Consider the following 17,935-nt stretch of genomic DNA (forward strand, 5'->3'; position numbering starts at 1 on the left):
TTCGGCGGCCTCGCGCATCGGCATCATGAAAGTTCGAATGCTGGTTCGAGGCCCATGTCCGTTCTCACGCTTGCCGATGTTTATCGCGCGCGCCGTCGTATCGAAGGGCGAGTATGCCGTACGCCGCTCGTCGAATCGCCTTCACTATCGGCGCTCGCGCGCACCCCTGTCTATCTGAAACTGGAGACTGTGCAGCCGACCGGTAGTTTCAAGCTGCGCGGCGCGACGCACGCCGTTGCCCGTCTTGCCGATCAAGGTTGCAAGCGTGTCGTAACCGCGTCGACCGGCAATCACGGACGCGCGGTCGCGTATGCGGCACGCACGTTCGGCATGGAAACGACGGTGTGCATGTCATCGCTGGTGCCGGACAACAAGGTGGAAGCGGTGCGCGCGCTCGGCGCACGCGCGCATATCGTCGGCAACAGTCAGGACGATGCGGAACATGAAGCATTGCGCCTCACGCGAGACGAAGGGTATGCGTATGTGCCGCCGTTCGATCACATCGATGTGATCGCGGGGCAGGCAACGCTAGGCGTCGAGATACTCGAAGCGCTGCCGGATGTCGCGAACATCGTCGTGCCGTTGTCGGGCGGTGGCCTCTTTGCCGGCGTCGCGTTTGCCGCGAAGCAGGTGAGCCCCAAGGTGCGGCTGACCGGTGTGACGATGGAGCGCGGCGCCGCAATGCATGCAAGCCTTGATGCCGGCCGTCCCGTGCAGGTCGACGAACAGGCGACGCTTGCCGATTCGCTGGGCGGCGGGATTGGCCTTGAAAACCGTTACACGTTCGCGATGACGCGCGATCTGATCGACGCGTTGATCCTGCTCGACGAGGCATCGATCGCGCGCGGGATCGTGCATGCGTATCGGCAGGAACGGCTCGTAGTCGAAGGCGCGGCGGCCATCGGCATCGCGGCGCTGCTCGATCGCGCATTGCCGGAGCAGTCATTGCAACGCGGACCGGTCGTGCTGATCGTGACCGGCGCGAACATCGATATCGACCAGCATCGCCGCGTGATCGACGCGGCCTGACGCGGGACATCCGACATGACAGCCATTACCTTGCTAGGCGAAGCACAGCTTCGTGAACTCGTGCCACTCGATCTCGCCGCGATCGACCAGGTCGAAGCCGCGTTTGCGGCGCTGGCAACCGAAGCAGTCGCGATGCCGCCGATCCTGCGGCTCGATCTGCCTGAGCATCACGGCGAGGTTGACGTAAAGACTGCGTATTTGCCGCGCTTCGATAGCTTTGCGATCAAGGTCAGCCCGGGTTTCTTCGACAACCCGTCGCTTGGCCTGCCGAGTTTGAACGGCCTGATGCTCGTGTTGTCGGCCAGGACCGGATTGACGCAAGCCGTGTTGCTGGATAACGGCTACCTGACGGCGGTGCGCACCGCGGCGGCCGGTGCGGTCGCCGCGCGCTGGCTTGCGAAGCGCGCTACGCCGCATGTCGCGGTGCTTGGCGCGGGCGAGCAGGCCCGCTTGCAGTTGCAGGCGCTCTCGCTGGTGCGGCCGTTCGAACGCGTGACCGTATGGGCGCGCAAGCGCAACAACGCCGAGCGCTTCGCAGCCGATCTGTCCGCGCGGATGAAGGTCGCCTGCGATGTCGCGCGCGACCCGCATCACGCGCTTGCTGAAGCGGACATTGCGATCACGACGACGCCAAGCACCGAGCCTCTGATTCAAGCGGCCGATCTGCATCCGGGTTTGCACATCACTGCAATGGGTTCGGACGCGGAGCATAAAAACGAAATCGCGCCTGAGGTGCTCGCAGCGGTCCGCTATGTGTGCGATCGCGTATCGCAAACGCGCGTGCTCGGCGAGTTGCATCACGCGCTCGAAGCCGGCGCATTGGATGCGCGCGCAACCTTTACCGAACTCGGGCAGGTGATTGCGGGTACTACGCGTGGTCGCGCGAACGACGATGAGATCACGCTGTGTGATCTGACCGGCACCGGTGCGCAGGACACCGCGATCGCGGCGCTCGCGCTTGCGCGTGCTCAGTCTGCCGGTGCCGGCACCCTTTTCCGTAACGAAGCAACACGCTGAGAGGAGACAATGGCGGAATCGACACAACTGGAAAGACAGGCCGCGGCGCCTGTCGTACGACTACCGTTCGAGCGGGCCGAATACGACGCGCGGATCGCAAAGACGCGCCGCGCGATGCAGATGGCGGGCATCGATCTGTTGATTGTCAGCGACCCGACCAATATGGCGTGGCTAACCGGCTACGACGGCTGGTCGTTCTATGTGCACCAGTGCGTGCTGCTCGCGCTCGATGGCGAACCGGTGTGGTTCGGCCGTGGTCAGGATGCAAACGGCGCGCTACGCACCGTGTTCATGCGGCGCGAGAATATTGTTGGTTATCCGGATCATTACGTGCAATCGACCGAGCGTCATCCGATGGACTATCTCGCACGCGAAGTGATCGCGGCGCGTGGCTGGCAGTCCGTGCAGATCGGCGTCGAGATGGATAACTACTACTTCAGCGCGGCCGCGTACGGATCACTCGTGCAAAACCTGCCGAATGCCAAGTGGCATGACGCGACCGCGCTGGTGAACTGGCAGCGCGCGGTGAAGTCGCCGCGCGAAATCGAATATATGCGCGTGGCCGCGCGAATTGTCGAGAAAATGCATGCGCGGATTGTCGAGCGGATCGAGCCGGGCATGCGCAAGAGCGATCTGGTGGCCGATATCTATGCGACCGGCATTACCGGTGTTGACGGGCACGGCGGCGACTATCCGGCAATCGTGCCGCTGCTGCCGACCGGCGCGGACGCGGCCGCACCGCACCTGACCTGGGACGATACGCCGTTGCGCAATGGTGCGGGCACGTTCTTCGAAATCGCCGGCTGCTTCAAGCGCTATCACTGTCCGCAGTCGCGCACGGTGTTTCTTGGCAAACCACCGCGGCATTTCTTAAACGGCGAGCGTGCGGTGGTCGATGGCATCGAGGCAGGGCTCGCCGCGGCGAAGCCTGGCAATACCTGCGAAGACATTGCGAACGCGTTTTTCGCGGTATTGCGCAAGGCGGGCATCGAAAAGAACAGCCGCTGCGGCTATCCGATCGGCGCGAGCTATCCGCCGGACTGGGGCGAGCGCACGATGAGCCTGCGTCCGGGGGACAAGACTGTCCTCGAAGCGGGCATGACGTTTCACTTCATGCCCGGATTGTGGCTCGACGACTGGGGCCTCGAAATTACCGAAAGCATCCTGATTACCGATACCGGCGTCGAGACGTTCTGCAATACGCCGCGCAAGCTGTTTGTGAAGGAGTAGCCCATGAGGCCATCGCCGATTCAGGCCACTGTCGATTTTAATGCCGACGGCGAGCAGCACGGCTTTCTGAAGCTGCCGTATTCGCACGATACGTCCGCGTGGGGTGCGGTGATGATTCCGGTTACCGTGATCCGGCGCGGCGACGGGCCGACCGTGCTATTGACGGGCGGTAATCACGGCGACGAGTACGAAGGGCCGATCGCGCTCGCGAAACTGGCCGCGACGCTGAAGACCACCGACGTGAAGGGCCGCGTGATCATCGTGCCGTATATGAATTACCCGGCGTTTCGTGCCGGGACGCGCACGTCGCCGATCGATCGCGGCAATCTGAATCGCAGTTTTCCGGGCAAGCCGGACGGCACGGTGACCGAGAAGATCGCTGACTACTTCCAGCGCTATCTGCTACCGCTTGCTGACTATGTGCTGGATCTGCATGCCGGCGGGCGTACGCTCGACTTTGTGCCGTTTGCCGCGATCCACGTCCTTGAGGACGCCGCACAGCAGGCTCGCTGCGAAGCGGCGATGCATGCGTTCGGCGCGCCGTACTCGATGCGGATGCTCGAACTCGACAGCATCGGCTTGTTCGACAGTGCTGTCGAGGAAGCGGGGAAGGTGTTCGTATCGACCGAGTTGGGCGGCGGCGGCACGGCGACGGTCGAAAGCGTCGCTGTGGCGGTGCGGGGCATCTATGGGTTTCTTGCGCATGCGGGCGTGCTCGCCTGGAACTCGCAGTGCGTGAAAACACACGTGCCGGATACCGCCGCGCGCACGACCACGTTGCTCGACATGCCCGACGGCAGTTGCTACACGATCAGCGAACACGATGGCTTGCTCGAACTTTGCAAGGACCTCGGCGACACGGTTGAAACGGGGGACGTAATCGCGCGCATCTACGATGCGACGCGTAGCGGTGCAATGCCTGTCGAATACCGCGCGCGCCGCGGTGGCCTGCTGGCCGCGCGGCATTTTCCGGGGCTTGTGCATATCGGCGATACGGTGGCCGTGGTTGCCGATGTCGTCGAGAAAGGCATTCCGGTCACGCATGGCGCGGCGCAACATAGCGCAATCCACGGATGAGGACGAGGACGGGCATGCGCCGCGCAGCGCATGCCGTCCGAACACGATGAAACTCGACCGCTACGATCTCGCCATTTTGCGCATTCTCGCGCGCGACGGACGTATTACGAAGTCGCGTCTCGCGGAGGAAGTGAATCTGTCGATTTCGCCCGCGTGGGAACGGGTGCGACGGCTCGAGGAAAGCAGCGTGATTCGCGGCTACCGCGCCGATATCGATTGGGCGCGCGCGTTCAAGGGCAGCCGCATCATCGTCGAGGTGACGCTTGCGCGGCATACCGCGCAGGATATGCGCCGCTTCGAGGAGCGCGTGGTGGCGGCGCCCGAAGTCGTGCAATGCCACGCGACCGGCGGCGGCGTTGACTATGTGCTGCATGTGATGTCGCGCGATATCGATCACTACCAGCGTTTTATCGACTCGCTGCTGACCGATGACCTCGGCATCGAGCGTTACTTCACCTATATCGTGACCAAGGTCGTGAAGAGCGTGCCCGAGGACCTGTCCGACTGGGTTGACGGAGCCGCTGTCGACGACGCATGACGCGTCATGGCAGCGCCCGAAAAAACACGTCGCGCAGACGTATAAAACAGAAAAATCAGCAACGCGCAGTGCCATGAACCGAAAAAACCGCACTTCGATCGCCCGTACAGTAATGCATAGACGATGAACACACGGAGGAGGTGCGTATGTTGCTGGGTCATCCCGTTCTTTTCAAATCGCTGTGCTATGTCGATGGTCGCTGGGTGCATAGCGATAGTGCATCCACGGTCGCGGTGCAGAACCCCGCGGACCAGGAAGTGATCGGCCATGTACCGATGCTCGAAGCGCCGCAAATCACACAAGCGGTCGACGCTGCACAACGTGCATTCGAAAGCTGGCGTTATGTGCCGGTCGCGAAGCGCGCGGCGTTGCTGCTGCGCTGGCATGAACTCGTGATGCGTCATCAGCACGACCTGGCTGGCATTCTGTCGATCGAGCAAGGTAAGCCGCTTGCCGAATCGCGCGGTGAGGTCGCATACGGTGCGAGCTTTATCGAGTGGTTCGCGCATGAGGGAAAACGCCTGAACGGCCGCACGATTCCGACGCATATCGATGGCGCGCATCTGGGTACGATCCTTGAACCGGTCGGTGTTGCCGCTTTGATTACGCCATGGAATTTTCCGCACGCGATGATCACGCGCAAAGCCGCGGCGGCGCTCGCAGCGGGCTGCACTGTCGTCGTCAAGCCGGCGCATGAAACGCCGTTTTCGGCGCTTGCGCTTGCGCAGCTCGCCGAAGAAGCGGGATTCCCGGCGGGCGTTTTCAATGTCGTGCTCGGCGAGCCGCAAATGGCGATGGAAACACTGGTGCGCGACCCGCGTGTGCGCACGGTCAGCTTTACCGGCTCGACGCGTGTCGGCGGGCTCGTGATGCAGGCTGCGGCGCAATCGGGAATCAAGAAGACCGCGCTCGAACTCGGCGGCAACGCGCCGTTTATCGTGACCGCGGACGCTGACCTCGAACAGGCCGTGCGCGTCGCGGTTGCCGCAAAGTTCCAGACGTCCGGGCAGGATTGTTGCGCAGCTAATCGCATCTTCGTCGCGCGGCCGCTGTACGAGCGATTCGTCGAGCGCTACAGCGACGCGGTGGGTGCGCTGAAGGTCGGCGCCGCATTCGATGCGAATGTCGACGTCGGCCCGCTGATGCACCAGGGCGCGTTCGATGCGACCGTCGCGCGGGTGGTCGATGCGCGCACGAGAGGCGCACGCATCACGGTCGGTGGCGCGCCGCATGCACGCGGTGGCTGGTTCTTCGAACCGACGGTGATCGCGGACGCGACGCCTGGCATGCGTGTCTATGATGAGGAAAATTTCGCGCCGATCTCGGCGGTGTCCCCGTTCGACACGCTCGATGAAGCGATTACGCGCGCCAACGACACCGAGTATGGGCTTGCCGCGTATTTGTGCGCGACTGACCTGAATACGGTGTTCCAGCTGATCCGCCGTCTGGAGTTCGCGATGGTGTCGGTCAATGGCGCGAAGTTCACCGGTGCGCCGATTCCGTTCGGCGGCATGAAGGCGTCGGGGCTTGGTCGCGAAGGCGGAGCTGAAGGCTTCGAGCCGTTCGTCGAGACCCGTTACTTCTGCCTCGGTCAACTGGGCCTGCCGGTTGCCGATGCGACGCGCGCCGCACACGCCATTGCCGGCTGACAGGCCGAAAACGGCTAATGGCCTTTACTACCGAACGCAACTGACTATTCAAGAGGGAGCACGCCATGACTCAATCACTCGAACAACTGCTGGCCGCCGACCGCGCGCATTTCATGCACCCGTCGACGCATGCGCACGACCATGCAAGCGGTGCGCTGCCCGGCCGTATCGTGACCGGCGCGAAAGGCATTCGCATCGAAGACCATCAGGGCAAGTCGTATATCGATGCTTTTGCGGGCCTTTACTGCGTGAACATTGGTTACGGCCGCACCGAAGTGGCCGAAGCGATCTACGAACAGGCCAAAAAGCTCGCGTATTACCACACGTACGTCGGGCATTCGACGGACACGATTATCGAGCTGTCGTCGCGCATCATCGACTGGTCGCCGGCTGGCATGAAGAAGGTTTACTACGGCATGTCCGGCTCGGACGCGAATGAAACGCAGATCAAGATTGTCTGGTACTACAACAATGTGAAAGGGCGGCCGAACAAGAAGAAGATCATTTCGCGCCAGCGCGGCTATCACGGGTCCGGCATCGTCACCGGAAGTCTGACCGGGCTGCCGAGCTTTCATCAGTTCTTCGATCTGCCAATCGAACGGGTCAAGCACACCGTGTGTCCGCATTGGTACCGGCAGGCGCCGGCCGGCATGAATGAGGCTCAATTTGTCAATTATTGCGTCGATGAGCTCGAAAAGCTGATCGCGCAGGAAGGCGCCGATACGATCGCCGCGTTCATCGGCGAACCGGTGATGGGCACCGGCGGTATCGTGCCGCCGCCGGCAGGTTACTGGCCCGCGATCCAGAAAGTGCTGCAGAAACACGACATCCTGTTGATCTGCGACGAAGTCGTCTGTGGCTTCGGCCGGCTCGGCTCGAAAATGGGCGCGCAGCACTACGGCATCGAGCCGGATCTGATCACCGTCGCGAAGGGACTGACAAGCGCGTATGCGCCGCTGTCCGGCGTGATCGTCAGCGAGCGCGTGTGGGATGTGATCGACAGCGCATCGCAGGAAGCCGGCCCGATGGGGCACGGCTGGACGTACTCGGGCCACCCGATCTGCGCAGCGGCGGCGCTCGCGAACCTCGACATTCTCGAACGCGAGAACATCAGCGAAAACGCGGCGCAAACCGGCGCGTATTTGCTCGAGCAAATGCATGCGGCATTCGATGCGCATCCGCTCGTCGGCGAAGTGCGCGGCGCAGGCATGCTTGCTGCGCTTGAATTCATGGCCGATAAGGACGAGCGCCGGCCATTCGATGCGACGTTGAAGGTCGGGCCGCGCGTGTCGACCGCTGCGTTCCAGCGCGGTCTGATCGCACGTGCGATGCCGCATGGCGACATTCTCGGCTTCGCGCCGCCGCTCGTTGCGACCCGTGCGGACGTCGATGAAATCGTGCGTCTCACGAAGGCCGCGGTCGATGAAGTGGCCGGTCAGGTGTTGACCTCGAAGGCCGCTGCATAAACGTCGACCTTCGTCACGCCGCACCGCCGCATGCGCGACAAACGCATGCGGCGGGGTTCGCAATCGCGCGTTGGCATGTTATAAGCCCATGACAGGATTCTCACTCGCTGTTGAGAGTCGCGCAGTTCATGTCAGGGAGAACAGCCAATGGCGCCCAATAACAAAGCGAAACTCTCCATCGCGGGTCTGGCATTTGCCGGGCTCGTGTCCCTTTCGGCAAGCTTTCTTGAAGCCACGCCGGTCTATGCGAAGGGCCCCGCGAATCAGCCGGTGGTGCTATCCGCATCGGCCATTGCGGTTGCCGACAAATACAGCGCGGACGCCGCGGAACAGATTTTCAAGGAAGGCGGCAACGCGGTCGATGCCGCGGTGGCGATCGCGTTCACGCTGGCCGTGACCTATCCGGAGGCAGGCAATATCGGTGGCGGCGGCTTTATGACGCTGTACGTGAACGGCAAGCCCTATTTCATCGACTATCGAGAGCGTGCGCCGCTCGCGGCGACCCGCACGATGTATCTCGACGAGCAGGGCAACGTGATCAAGGGCAAAAGTCTGTACGGCTACTACGCGGTCGGCGTGCCGGGCACGGTCGCCGGCATGTGGGAAGCGCAGCGCCGCTTCGGCCGGTTGCAGTGGAAACAGGTGCTTGCGCCCGCAATCAAATATGCGCGCGATGGTTTCGTCGTCGACGAGCAACTGGCCGAGCGGCGCGACAAATCCGCGAAAGACTTCGAGGGCAAGACGAACTTCGATACCTATTTCGGCAGCATGAAGGCGGGCGAAACGTTCAAGCAGCCGGATCTGGCCGCGGTACTCACGCGCATCGCGAATCGTGGTGCGAAAGAATTCTATGACGGCAAGACCGCGGATCTGATCGCCGCTTCAATGCGGGGACATGGGCTGATCACGAAGCGCGATCTGCACGACTATAAAGCGGTCTGGCGCCAGCCGATCGAAGCGAACTGGAACGGCTATCGCGTGATTACCGCACCGCCGCCGAGTTCGGGCGGCGTCGGTCTTGTACAGCTGCTGAAGATGAAGGCGGACTTGAAGCAGGACTTCAATGGCGTCGAGCTGAATTCTCCGCAATACATTCATCTGCTGGCGGAGATCGAAAAGCGCGTGTTCGCGGATCGCGCGCAATATCTCGGTGATCCGGACTTCTACAAGGTGCCGGTCGCGCAACTGACCAATGACGCGTATCTCGCGAAGCGCGCGGCCGAAGTCAATCCGGATACGCCGTCCGACACGAAGAGCGTGCAGGCGGGCCTTGGTACGTCGATGCCCGAAAAAGCGGAGACGACGCATTTCTCGGTGGTCGACAAGTGGGGCAACGCGGTATCGAACACCTACACGGTTAACGGCTATTTCGGCTCGGGAGTCGTTGCGCAAGGCACCGGCATCGTGCTCAACGATGAAATGGACGACTTCGCATCGAAGCCGGGCGTGCCAAACATGTTTGGCGTGGTCGGCAGCGATGCGAATGCGATCGAACCGAAGAAACGTCCGCTTTCGTCGATGACGCCGACCATTCTGACCAAAGATGGCAAGGTGTCGCTGGTCATCGGTACGCCGGGCGGCTCACGGATCTTCACGACGATTTTCCAGGTGATCAACAACGTGTACGATTTCGACATGCCGTTGAAAGACGCCGTTGCCGCGATGCGCTTTCATCATCAGCTGTTGCCACCGAATACGATTTTCTGGGAACCGTACGCGCCGATTGACGGCCAACTTGCGAAGCAGGTCGAAGCAAAAGGCTACGTTCTGCAAAAGCAGAACTTCAATGGCGACGTTCAGGCAATCAAGATCAATGGCGATATGCCGAATGCGGTGTCGGACCCGCGCGGTCGCGGCGTGACGCGCGTGTATCTGGTTCAGTGATACAGCGCACATGCGCGTTGCGCCACCCGATGCATGGGCGGCGTCGTTACAGTAGACCGAACGGCAGCCGCAGTCGCGCGGCTGCCGTTTTCGCCTTGGCGTGAAGGAGGAGTGCACATGGCCCGCAGCCCGAAAACTTCGGTGCAGCCCGTTGGCGCAATTGACGCCCGCATCGAATCGATCAACGCGGTCACGCTGGCGACTGCCGACATGGCGCGTGCGGTGCAGTTCTACGGCGCGCTCGGTTTTCCGTTCGCGTACGGCGGCGCCGATGCGGACTTCACGTCATACGCATTCGGCGGGTCGCACCTGAATCTGATCGCGGAAACGCATGGGCCGATCAACTGGTGGGGGCGCGTGATCATCCACGTGTCCGATGTCGATGCACTGTATCAGCGCGCGCTCGATGCGGGCCTCGCGCCCGAAAGCGCCCCGGCCGACGCGACATGGGGCGAACGCTATTTCCACATCCAGGACCCGGATGGCCATCAACTGAGTTTCGCAAAACGGCTGCGGTAAACTTTGCGGATACCCAGGTTCGATGACATTGCGCTGACAGGTAACAAGGCTGACACCTCGTGCGCCGATAATCGACCTTTCGGCGCTGCCATTCGAGTGCAGTGCGCAATTGTGGAGAAACGCGATGAACGAGCTTGACCGTGAGTCCCTGGCCGCGCGGCAGCGGCGCTTCGAGGAAGACCTTATCGACGCGTACGATGAGGAACTGGAAATGGAAGTCGACGACCGCATCCTCGACGGCGCGGACGCGTTGACCGATGAAGCGCGCGCATCACGCAAACAGTATTTTCGCGAGCTGTTCCGGTTGCAGGGCGAACTGGTGAAGCTGCAGGACTGGATCGTGCAGACCGGCCACCGGGTAGTCGTGATTTTCGAGGGCCGCGACGCGGCCGGCAAGGGCGGCGCGATCAAGCGCATCACGCAGCGGCTGAATCCGCGCGTGTGCCGCGTCGCGGCGCTGCCGGCGCCGAATAACCGCGAGCGCACGCAATGGTATTTCCAGCGTTACGTGAGTCATCTGCCGGCTGGCGGCGAAATGGTGCTGTTCGATCGTAGCTGGTACAACCGCGCAGGCGTCGAACGTGTGATGGGCTTTTGCAATGACGCGGAGTACGAAGAGTTTTTTCGCTCGGTGCCGGAGTTCGAAAAGATGCTCGTGCGCAGCGGCATCCAGATCCTCAAATACTGGTTTTCGATTACCGACGAGGAACAGGAAATCCGTTTCCAGGCGCGTATTCACGATCCGCTGAAGCAATGGAAGCTAAGCCCGATGGACCTCGAAAGCCGTCGCCGCTGGGAAGCGTACACGCAGGCGAAAGAGGTGATGCTGCAGCGCTCGCATATTCCGGAGGCGCCGTGGTGGGTTGTGCAGGCGGTCGACAAGAAGCGCGCGCGCCTGAACTGCATTCACCATCTGTTAAGCCAGGTGCCGTACAAGGAAGTCGAGCACGCTTCGATCACGCTGCCGGAGCGCGTGCACCATCCGGACTACATCCGGCAGCCCGTGCCGGGCAATATGATCGTGCCTGAGTTGTATTGATTGAACGGCGCGTTGTTCGCGTCGCCAGGCGCGAGCATCGGTGCAGGCGCGCAGACATACGGTCACGCATCAAAAGCAAAGCGCGGCGGAGTTGGATCTGCGCCGCGCTTTTTTACTGGCGCTTCGCCGGCTTGGCGGCGCCGCCCGATGCCGGATCAGAACAGATTGCGAAACACCCAATACAAGCCCGCCGACAACGCGATCGACACAGGCAGGGTCAGCACCCATGCGAGTACGAGGCTGCGCACCGTGCCCCACTGCAGACCCGAGCCGTTCGCCGCCATCGTGCCGGCGACGCCCGACGACAGCACATGGGTGGTCGATACCGGCAGGCCGTAGGCGTCGGCCGCACCGATCGTCAGCATGGCGACGACTTCGGCCGAAGCGCCCTGTCCATAAGTCAGATGCTGTTTGCCGATCTTTTCACCGACCGTGACGACGATGCGCTTCCAGCCGACCATCGTCCCCAGACCCAACGCGATCGCGACCGCGACCTTCACCCAGGTCGGGATGAACCTGGTTGCGCTGTCCATCTGTTTCTTGAAGTTCTCGATCGCCTTCGCATCGTCAGGCGCGAACGCGGGCGTATTCGCCTTCAGCATCAGGCGAATCGCTTCGGATGCGATGTACATGTCGTTACGCACGTTGTTGACCTGGTCCTGCGGCACATTCGCGAGCGATCCCGATTCGCTGATCTGCTGGCCGATACGCTCCGACAGTTGCTGCATGGCGGCAATCGTGGTCCTGGACAACTGGCGGGTCTGCACGAAGCGCTCGACGTCGTTGCGCGGCGCAACCGACGGCGCCGCGCCATCGGTGTACCGGCCGAATGCCGCGGCGGCTTGTTGCGACACCGCAAGGAAAGTCTGCGTTTGCGAAGGCGTGACCGCCTTGTTTAGTGCGTAGGCGGTCGGTACGATGCCGATCAGGATCAGCATGATAAGGCCCATGCCTTTCTGACCGTCGTTCGAGCCGTGCGCGAACGACACGCCGGTGCAGGTGAGGATCAGCAGTGCGCGAATCCAGAACGGCGGCGGTTCTTTACCGGCGGGCTCCTTATAGAGCGCTGGCACGCGCACGACCGCTTTCAGCACCAGCAGCAGCAGCCCCGCTGCGAGGAAGCCGACGATCGGCGAAAACAGCAGCGACTTGCCGACGCCAAGCGCCTGGTTCCAGTCCACGCCACTCGTGCCCGACGTGCCGTGCAGCAACTGATTCATCAGCCCGACGCCGACGATCGAACCGATCAGCGTATGCGAACTGGACGACGGCAAACCGAGGTACCAGGTGCCGAGATTCCAGATGATCGCCGCGATCAGCAGCGCGAACACCATCGCAAAACCGGCGCCACTGCCGACCTGCAGGATCAGCTCGACGGGCAGCAGTTGGAGGATGCCGAACGCGACGGCGCCGGTCGAGGTCAGGACGCCAAGAAAATTCCATGCACCCGACCAGACCACCGCAATGTTCGGCGCTAGCGAATGGGTGTAGATAACAGTCGCAACCGCATTGGCGGTGTCGTGAAAGCCGTTGACGAACTCAAAACCGAGCGCGATCAGCAGTGCGACCCCGAGCATCAGATACGGCAGAAATGAAGCTTGCCTGACATTCTGCAGATCGTTGATCAGATGCATCGCGCAATAGATCGCGCCGGCAATGATCACCAGCAGAAAGACGACGAGGCCTATGCTGCGGCCTTTTCCGCTTGCTGAGCCCGCTTGCGGGAAGGAGAGTTCCGGCATCGCGTGTACCTCCCAGGATTGGTCGCGTGGATTTTCGATGCTGAGTTGAAAGTGTGTCGTCAGGATGACAGCGGCGTGACTAATGAGCCGCGCAAAAAACTGACGAATTCACTGTTCACGACACAGCAAAAGGCGGATTCAATGGGCGATGAAACGGGCTTCAAGGCGCAGGGCGCACGCGATGCAAACGCGATGTGGACTCAGCAGCGGCGCGGGCACGCCGGATGCGGAAAAACTTCCATATCGTACTGCTCGGCAAAGATAAACTGGTAGAATTTTTACCGCATTAAGCACGTCATACCTTCAGCGCTCACCGTTGCGTGCGCATCGATTGGGTGTCCTTGTGTGTCCGGCTGTTCTTTGCGCAGGTGGTAGATGGCATCAGAAACGGATCGAACGACGGATCGGCCGGCTGACCTTCCGGCCGGCAGTGGAAAGCGCTTCGTCGAACGTCTTTACCGGCTTCGCATTGTCGGGTTCGGCCTGGGCTTTCTGTGCGTTGCTTCGGTTCTCCTCGGTCAGCAGCGCGGCATCGCGCTGTGGGCCCTCGCGGTGTTCCACGGCTTTATCTGGCCGCATGTCGCGCGCCGCGCTGCGCTCGCGTGTGTGGTTCCGTACCGCGGCGAGCGACTCAATCTGATGGTCGACTCGTTATTCGGTGGCTTCTGGATTGTCGTGATGCAGTTCAACGTGCTGCCGAGCGTGGTGATCCTCGTGATGCTCAGCATGGACAATGTCGCGGCGGGCGGCGTACGTCTGTTCGTGCGGGGTATCGGCGCACATGCGGCCGGCATCGCGCTTGGCGTGCTCGTCATGGGTGTCACGTTCACGCCGATGTCGACGATGACCACGATCGTCGCGTGCCTGCCGCTGCTCATCATCTATCCGATCGCGCTGGGCTGGGCGATGTACCGGATCTCCCAGAAGCTCGCCGCGCGTACGCGCGAATTCGAGCACCTGAGCCGCACCGATGGGCTGACAAGACTATGGAACCGCCGGCATTGGGAGGGGCAACTCGCAAGAGAGTTCGATCGCTGCCGCGCAAACGGCTATGCGTCATGTCTGCTGCTGATCGACCTCGATCACTTCAAGCGCATCAACGACACGCTCGGCCATCCAGCCGGCGACGCGGTGCTGATCGCTTTCGCCGATCTGTTGCGCCGGCATTTTCGCTCAGGCGACAGCATCGGCCGCTATGGCGGCGAGGAATTCGGGGTAGTGCTGCCGGGCGCAACGTTGCGCGAGACGCAGGCAGTCGCGACGGAGTTGCTATTGCGAGTGCGCGAACAGGCGCATGAGCCCGGCGCTTCATGTCCATGCACGGTCAGCGCGGGGATTGCGCAACTGACGCCGGATATGCCGGACTATCACCGATGGCTGCTCGAAGCGGACCGCAGCCTTTACCAGGCGAAGGCGCAGGGGCGGGACCGCATCGTCGTCGCGGCGAGCACGACGTCCGTTCCGGCGGCCGGCGCGAAGCTGTGATCCGGCATTGGCGCGTTGCGGCGTTGCCGCACGTCGCGCGTCTTATCGATGAAATGAAGTCAGGTGGAAGAAAGCGGATGCCACGACGCAATCGCGCGCAGCGTCACTTCGGATGACGTTTCCTGCTTGGCCTCATGCTCGTCGTCCCGTCCGTCGCGCGTCCGTGCGTGTTTCGTGGGGACTGGCTCGACCGCGTAGCCGCGGCGCTCCCACGCATCGAGTCCGCCCCTGATCGCGCGGACTTGCCTGAAACCCTTGTCGCGCATTTGCTGCGATAACGTACGCGCGGTCTCCTGATCGGGGCACACGCAGTAAACTACGGTATTCCGCTCGACCGACGATGCGTCCACTTCGCCCAGCGAATTGCGCTCGACATGCATCACGCGTGGCAGCCGATACGGTTCCTGTTGCCGCACCGGTTCCGGTCGCGCATCGAGAATCATCGGCGGCAAGGCCGGGCGCAACATCTCGTCGATCCCCTCTGGTGTGACGCTGGCAAGTGCGAACGGAGGCTGTGCGCGCCAGCGCAGAATCAGCCGATAAAGCAGATAGATGAGTGCGAGCACAACGAGCACGTCGATTGCCGTCGCGCCGTGGCGGCGCACCTCGACGATGAACATTCGCAAATGCCGCTCGAACAGCGCGCCGCCGAGTAACCAGAAGGTCGCCCATGCAGTGACACCGAGCGCATCCCACGCGAAGAAGATCGCGGCGCTTACGCGCGTCGTGCCCATCAGCGGCGGTGTGATGATCGCGAGACCTGGAACGAACTTCGACACGGCGACAATGCCAGGACCGAAACGGGCAAATAGCGCCCGTGCTTTTCGGACACGCTTTTCGACGGTAACCGACAAACGCGCGAGTGCGTGAATCAGCCGTCGACCGAATATCCGGCCGGCTGTGAACCAGACGCTGTCGCCGGTCAGTGCGCCTAACCCCGCGGCGCCGAGCACGTGCCAGAACGACAGCCGGTGGTCCACGATCGCGACGCCGGCGAATAGCAGCAGCGGCACCGCGGGAATCGGTATGCCCAGGCGCGCGATCAGCACATTGAGGAACACCAGCGCGCTGCCCCACTTCGCGACTGCGTCGGCCGGAAATTCGATCACGGGAAAGTCTCCTTGCGGCGCGCCCCAGGCTAAAGCGCAAGCTAACTGGCGCAAAGCCAAAGCAGGTGGCGGGCGATCTGGTCCCGGGCATTGTTGCATGGATGCGCGCCGCGCGCACGTGGCCCCTGGCTTACCGCGCGATCAGCGTGATCGGCACACCTTTGCAGCCCACCCCTTGCGACATTTCGAATTCCTCCCATTCAGGTCTGCCTTGATGGGAAATCATCGGATCGAGCTTACGGTCCGTGTACAGCACGTTGAACGGCCACGAAGGACGTAGTAGCCGCTCGTGCACGAGGGAGCCGAGCCAGATCGGCGTCGCGGGCGCACCCTCTTTGCGCTGCACCGCATAGCCGGTCTCCCAGAAGCGCAGCACGTCGCGCTCATCGCGCCGCTCGCGCTGACGGGCGAATACGAGCGTCGACGGTACGCCATCGTTGAGCTTGGGCAGCACCGGCAAGTCCATCGCGGGGACATTTGGCGAGATCAGCGAAAAAACACTGCGTGTGGAGAAACGCGTGCCCGGCACCCAGCCGCGGCTGCCAAGTTGCTTTTTGATCTGATCGGCGTCGGCCGCCCATTGCACCGTGATCGGCTCGCGATGGTCGCCCTTCAGGTCCGAGCGATAGCACGGAAAGGTCTTCCACAACGAATCGGTCCATTGCGCTTCGGTGACGACGATTGCGGGACGGGGCGTCATCGGCGGCATCGCAAGCGATTCGGGGCGGAAGTGCTGTTGCAGCACGACGCTCGCGCAGATCACCGCGAGCACGACGACCGGCATCCATGGACGGGTCGACTGAATATGCGGGTTGCGCCACACGGCGGTCAACGCGACGATCGCGACCCAGATCGCCGCAAACGCGGCGCCACCGATTGCGTCCGAAAACGCGAAGCGGCCCGAATACACGCCGGCAAACGCAATTGCGATGAGGATCGCGGTGCCGACCGTCGTGACGAGGATTGCGCTGAATACGCCGACCCGGCGCGTGAGAATAAAGCCAAGAAACCCATAGACGACCACGCTTGCCGCTACGTGGTTGCTAGGAAATGCGTATCCGTCGGCGCTTCCGCCCCAAGGCGGCGCGCGATTCACGATCAACTGGATCGCGACGATCAGTGCCTGTGAAAACGTGACCGCCACCAGCCAGTAGACGACGGTGCGCCAGCGCCGCTCATAGACCATCCACAGCACGCCGGTGGCGATCAGCGCAGTGAGCGTCGGCACGGTGCCGAGCGCGGTCACGCGGGCGAGCACGTCGGCCAGCCATGGCGAATGGATCGAACGCATGAAGCGGTAGACCGACAGATCGATCTGCACCAGCGGGTCGCCCCGCACGACGTCCTGCAGTACGCCGAAGAAAATTCCCGCGCATAGCAACACGAAGATCGAGATCGAGACGACGAGCACGGTGCTGTGCTGTGCCGGGTCGATCAGGTGCAGCACGAAGCGGCCAGCGGGCCCACGATGATGGCGGGCCCACTGCACCACGCGTCGCTGTGACGTGATTGCCCATGCGTGCGCATGCGAAAGCAGGAAGCGCGCGGTTACGTAGATCAGCCACACCGCGCAGACGATAATCGCCAGCGCGGCGACGAGCCGGAACGACACGTCCCCGGCAAGCTGTATCGATGCACCGAACACGACGCCCGGCAGGATATGCGCGGGCGCCCATAGCGCGGCGGACAGCACGTTCATTGCGTAGAAACGCGCCGGTGGCATTTCCATCATGCCGGCGACCACCGGCACGACCGCGCGCAGCGGTCCGACAAAACGTCCGAACAAGACCGCTTTGGCGCCGTATTTATCGAAGTACTGATGGCCTCTTTCGAGCAGTTTGGGATGCGTGCGGAACGGCCATATTCCGGGGATAGTGTGTCGATAGCGATGACCGATCCAGTAACTGATGCCGTCGCCCGCGATCGCGCCGACTATTGCAACGGCCAGCAGCCAGCCGAGATTGAGCGAGCCGGTACCGACCAGCGCGCCTGCAATGAACAGCGTGGTGCTGCCGGGCACGAACGTGCCGATCACGGCGAGTGCTTCAAGAAAGGCGGCAAGAAAGACGACAGCCAACGTCCATCCAGCGTGCCCCGCTAACAGGTGCAGTAACTGGATGTACGCATGCTCCATAGGAATCTCCCGATCTA

At 62.3% G+C, this 17,935-nt stretch carries 15 protein-coding genes; 12 read left to right on the forward strand and 3 right to left on the reverse strand.

Annotated elements, in window-relative coordinates:
• Positions 1–54: 54 nt before the first annotated feature.
• From eutB to ppk2, 10 genes are all read left to right on the forward strand, one after another.
• Complete coding sequence (gene eutB / locus BX592_RS29205; protein WP_134196770.1) at positions 55–1,029, forward strand: hydroxyectoine utilization dehydratase EutB; 975 nt, start codon at positions 55–57, stop codon at positions 1,027–1,029.
• A 15-nt stretch (positions 1,030–1,044) separates the two neighbouring features.
• Positions 1,045–2,046, forward strand: a complete 1,002-nt coding sequence (locus tag BX592_RS29210; RefSeq protein ID WP_134196771.1) for a cyclodeaminase — start codon at positions 1,045–1,047, stop codon at positions 2,044–2,046.
• Positions 2,047–2,055: 9 nt separating this feature from the next.
• Positions 2,056–3,276 (forward strand): ectoine hydrolase DoeA, encoded by a 1,221-nt coding sequence (gene doeA / locus BX592_RS29215; protein ID WP_134196772.1) that lies wholly within the window; start codon positions 2,056–2,058, stop codon positions 3,274–3,276.
• 3 nt (positions 3,277–3,279) lie between these two features.
• Positions 3,280–4,353, forward strand: coding sequence for a N(2)-acetyl-L-2,4-diaminobutanoate deacetylase DoeB (gene doeB, locus BX592_RS29220; RefSeq protein WP_134196773.1), 1,074 nt, complete (start codon positions 3,280–3,282; stop codon positions 4,351–4,353).
• Between the two features lie 46 nt (positions 4,354–4,399).
• Complete coding sequence (locus tag BX592_RS29225; RefSeq protein ID WP_134196774.1) at positions 4,400–4,891, forward strand: Lrp/AsnC family transcriptional regulator; 492 nt, start codon at positions 4,400–4,402, stop codon at positions 4,889–4,891.
• A 146-nt stretch (positions 4,892–5,037) separates the two neighbouring features.
• Complete coding sequence (locus tag BX592_RS29230; protein ID WP_134196775.1) at positions 5,038–6,540, forward strand: NAD-dependent succinate-semialdehyde dehydrogenase; 1,503 nt, start codon at positions 5,038–5,040, stop codon at positions 6,538–6,540.
• A 65-nt stretch (positions 6,541–6,605) separates the two neighbouring features.
• Positions 6,606–8,006: an aspartate aminotransferase family protein gene (locus tag BX592_RS29235; RefSeq protein ID WP_134196776.1), complete on the forward strand. Its 1,401-nt coding sequence runs from the start codon at positions 6,606–6,608 to the stop codon at positions 8,004–8,006.
• Between the two features lie 147 nt (positions 8,007–8,153).
• Entirely contained in the window at positions 8,154–9,890 is a 1,737-nt protein-coding gene (gene ggt, locus BX592_RS29240; protein ID WP_134196777.1) for a gamma-glutamyltransferase, read from the forward strand.
• A 117-nt stretch (positions 9,891–10,007) separates the two neighbouring features.
• Positions 10,008–10,409, forward strand: coding sequence for a VOC family protein (locus tag BX592_RS29245; RefSeq protein ID WP_134196778.1), 402 nt, complete (start codon positions 10,008–10,010; stop codon positions 10,407–10,409).
• A gap of 124 nt (positions 10,410–10,533) precedes the next feature.
• On the forward strand, positions 10,534–11,448 hold the full coding sequence (gene ppk2, locus BX592_RS29250; protein WP_134196779.1) for a polyphosphate kinase 2: 915 nt from the start codon (positions 10,534–10,536) through the stop codon (positions 11,446–11,448).
• Positions 11,449–11,603: 155 nt separating this feature from the next.
• Here the strand turns inward: ppk2 and BX592_RS29255 are convergent, their stop codons facing one another.
• Positions 11,604–13,190 (reverse strand): inorganic phosphate transporter, encoded by a 1,587-nt coding sequence (locus BX592_RS29255; RefSeq protein ID WP_134196780.1) that lies wholly within the window; start codon positions 13,188–13,190, stop codon positions 11,604–11,606.
• A 3-nt stretch (positions 13,191–13,193) separates the two neighbouring features.
• Here BX592_RS29255 and BX592_RS29260 point away from each other — a divergent pair, with 3 nt between their 5' ends.
• Both BX592_RS29260 and BX592_RS29265 read left to right on the forward strand, forming a co-directional pair.
• Entirely contained in the window at positions 13,194–13,463 is a 270-nt protein-coding gene (locus tag BX592_RS29260) for a hypothetical protein (protein ID WP_134196781.1), read from the forward strand.
• Positions 13,464–13,565: 102 nt separating this feature from the next.
• Entirely contained in the window at positions 13,566–14,675 is a 1,110-nt protein-coding gene (locus BX592_RS29265; protein ID WP_134196782.1) for a diguanylate cyclase, read from the forward strand.
• A 59-nt stretch (positions 14,676–14,734) separates the two neighbouring features.
• On the opposite strand, the gene BX592_RS29270 is transcribed toward BX592_RS29265, so the two are convergent.
• Together BX592_RS29270 and BX592_RS29275 are read right to left on the reverse strand one after the other, a co-directional pair.
• The gene (locus BX592_RS29270) at positions 14,735–15,784 is read right to left on the reverse strand and encodes a VTT domain-containing protein (RefSeq protein WP_243849783.1); all 1,050 of its coding nucleotides are present in this window, start codon (positions 15,782–15,784) and stop codon (positions 14,735–14,737) included.
• Positions 15,785–15,914: 130 nt separating this feature from the next.
• Positions 15,915–17,918 carry a bifunctional DedA family/phosphatase PAP2 family protein gene (locus BX592_RS29275; protein ID WP_134196784.1) on the reverse strand — a complete coding sequence of 668 codons (2,004 nt, stop codon included), beginning with the start codon at positions 17,916–17,918 and terminating at the stop codon, positions 15,915–15,917.
• Between the last annotated feature and the right edge of the window lie 17 nt (positions 17,919–17,935).

Origin of the sequence: Paraburkholderia rhizosphaerae (assembly GCF_004366595.1) — a bacterium.
Taxonomy (GTDB): Bacteria; Pseudomonadota; Gammaproteobacteria; order Burkholderiales; family Burkholderiaceae; genus Paraburkholderia; species Paraburkholderia rhizosphaerae.

Coding starts and splice junctions, on each gene's coding strand:
- BX592_RS29265 (WP_134196782.1), top strand. CDS start 13,566: ATGGCATCAGAAACGGATCGAACGACGGATCGGCCGGCTGACCTTCCG.
- doeB (WP_134196773.1), top strand. CDS start 3,280: ATGAGGCCATCGCCGATTCAGGCCACTGTCGATTTTAATGCCGACGGC.
- BX592_RS29235 (WP_134196776.1), top strand. CDS start 6,606: ATGACTCAATCACTCGAACAACTGCTGGCCGCCGACCGCGCGCATTTC.
- eutB (WP_134196770.1), top strand. CDS start 55: ATGTCCGTTCTCACGCTTGCCGATGTTTATCGCGCGCGCCGTCGTATC.
- BX592_RS29275 (WP_134196784.1), bottom strand. CDS start 17,918: ATGGAGCATGCGTACATCCAGTTACTGCACCTGTTAGCGGGGCACGCT.
- BX592_RS29230 (WP_134196775.1), top strand. CDS start 5,038: ATGTTGCTGGGTCATCCCGTTCTTTTCAAATCGCTGTGCTATGTCGAT.
- ggt (WP_134196777.1), top strand. CDS start 8,154: ATGGCGCCCAATAACAAAGCGAAACTCTCCATCGCGGGTCTGGCATTT.
- ppk2 (WP_134196779.1), top strand. CDS start 10,534: ATGAACGAGCTTGACCGTGAGTCCCTGGCCGCGCGGCAGCGGCGCTTC.
- BX592_RS29225 (WP_134196774.1), top strand. CDS start 4,400: ATGAAACTCGACCGCTACGATCTCGCCATTTTGCGCATTCTCGCGCGC.
- doeA (WP_134196772.1), top strand. CDS start 2,056: ATGGCGGAATCGACACAACTGGAAAGACAGGCCGCGGCGCCTGTCGTA.
- BX592_RS29255 (WP_134196780.1), bottom strand. CDS start 13,190: ATGCCGGAACTCTCCTTCCCGCAAGCGGGCTCAGCAAGCGGAAAAGGC.
- BX592_RS29245 (WP_134196778.1), top strand. CDS start 10,008: ATGGCCCGCAGCCCGAAAACTTCGGTGCAGCCCGTTGGCGCAATTGAC.
- BX592_RS29210 (WP_134196771.1), top strand. CDS start 1,045: ATGACAGCCATTACCTTGCTAGGCGAAGCACAGCTTCGTGAACTCGTG.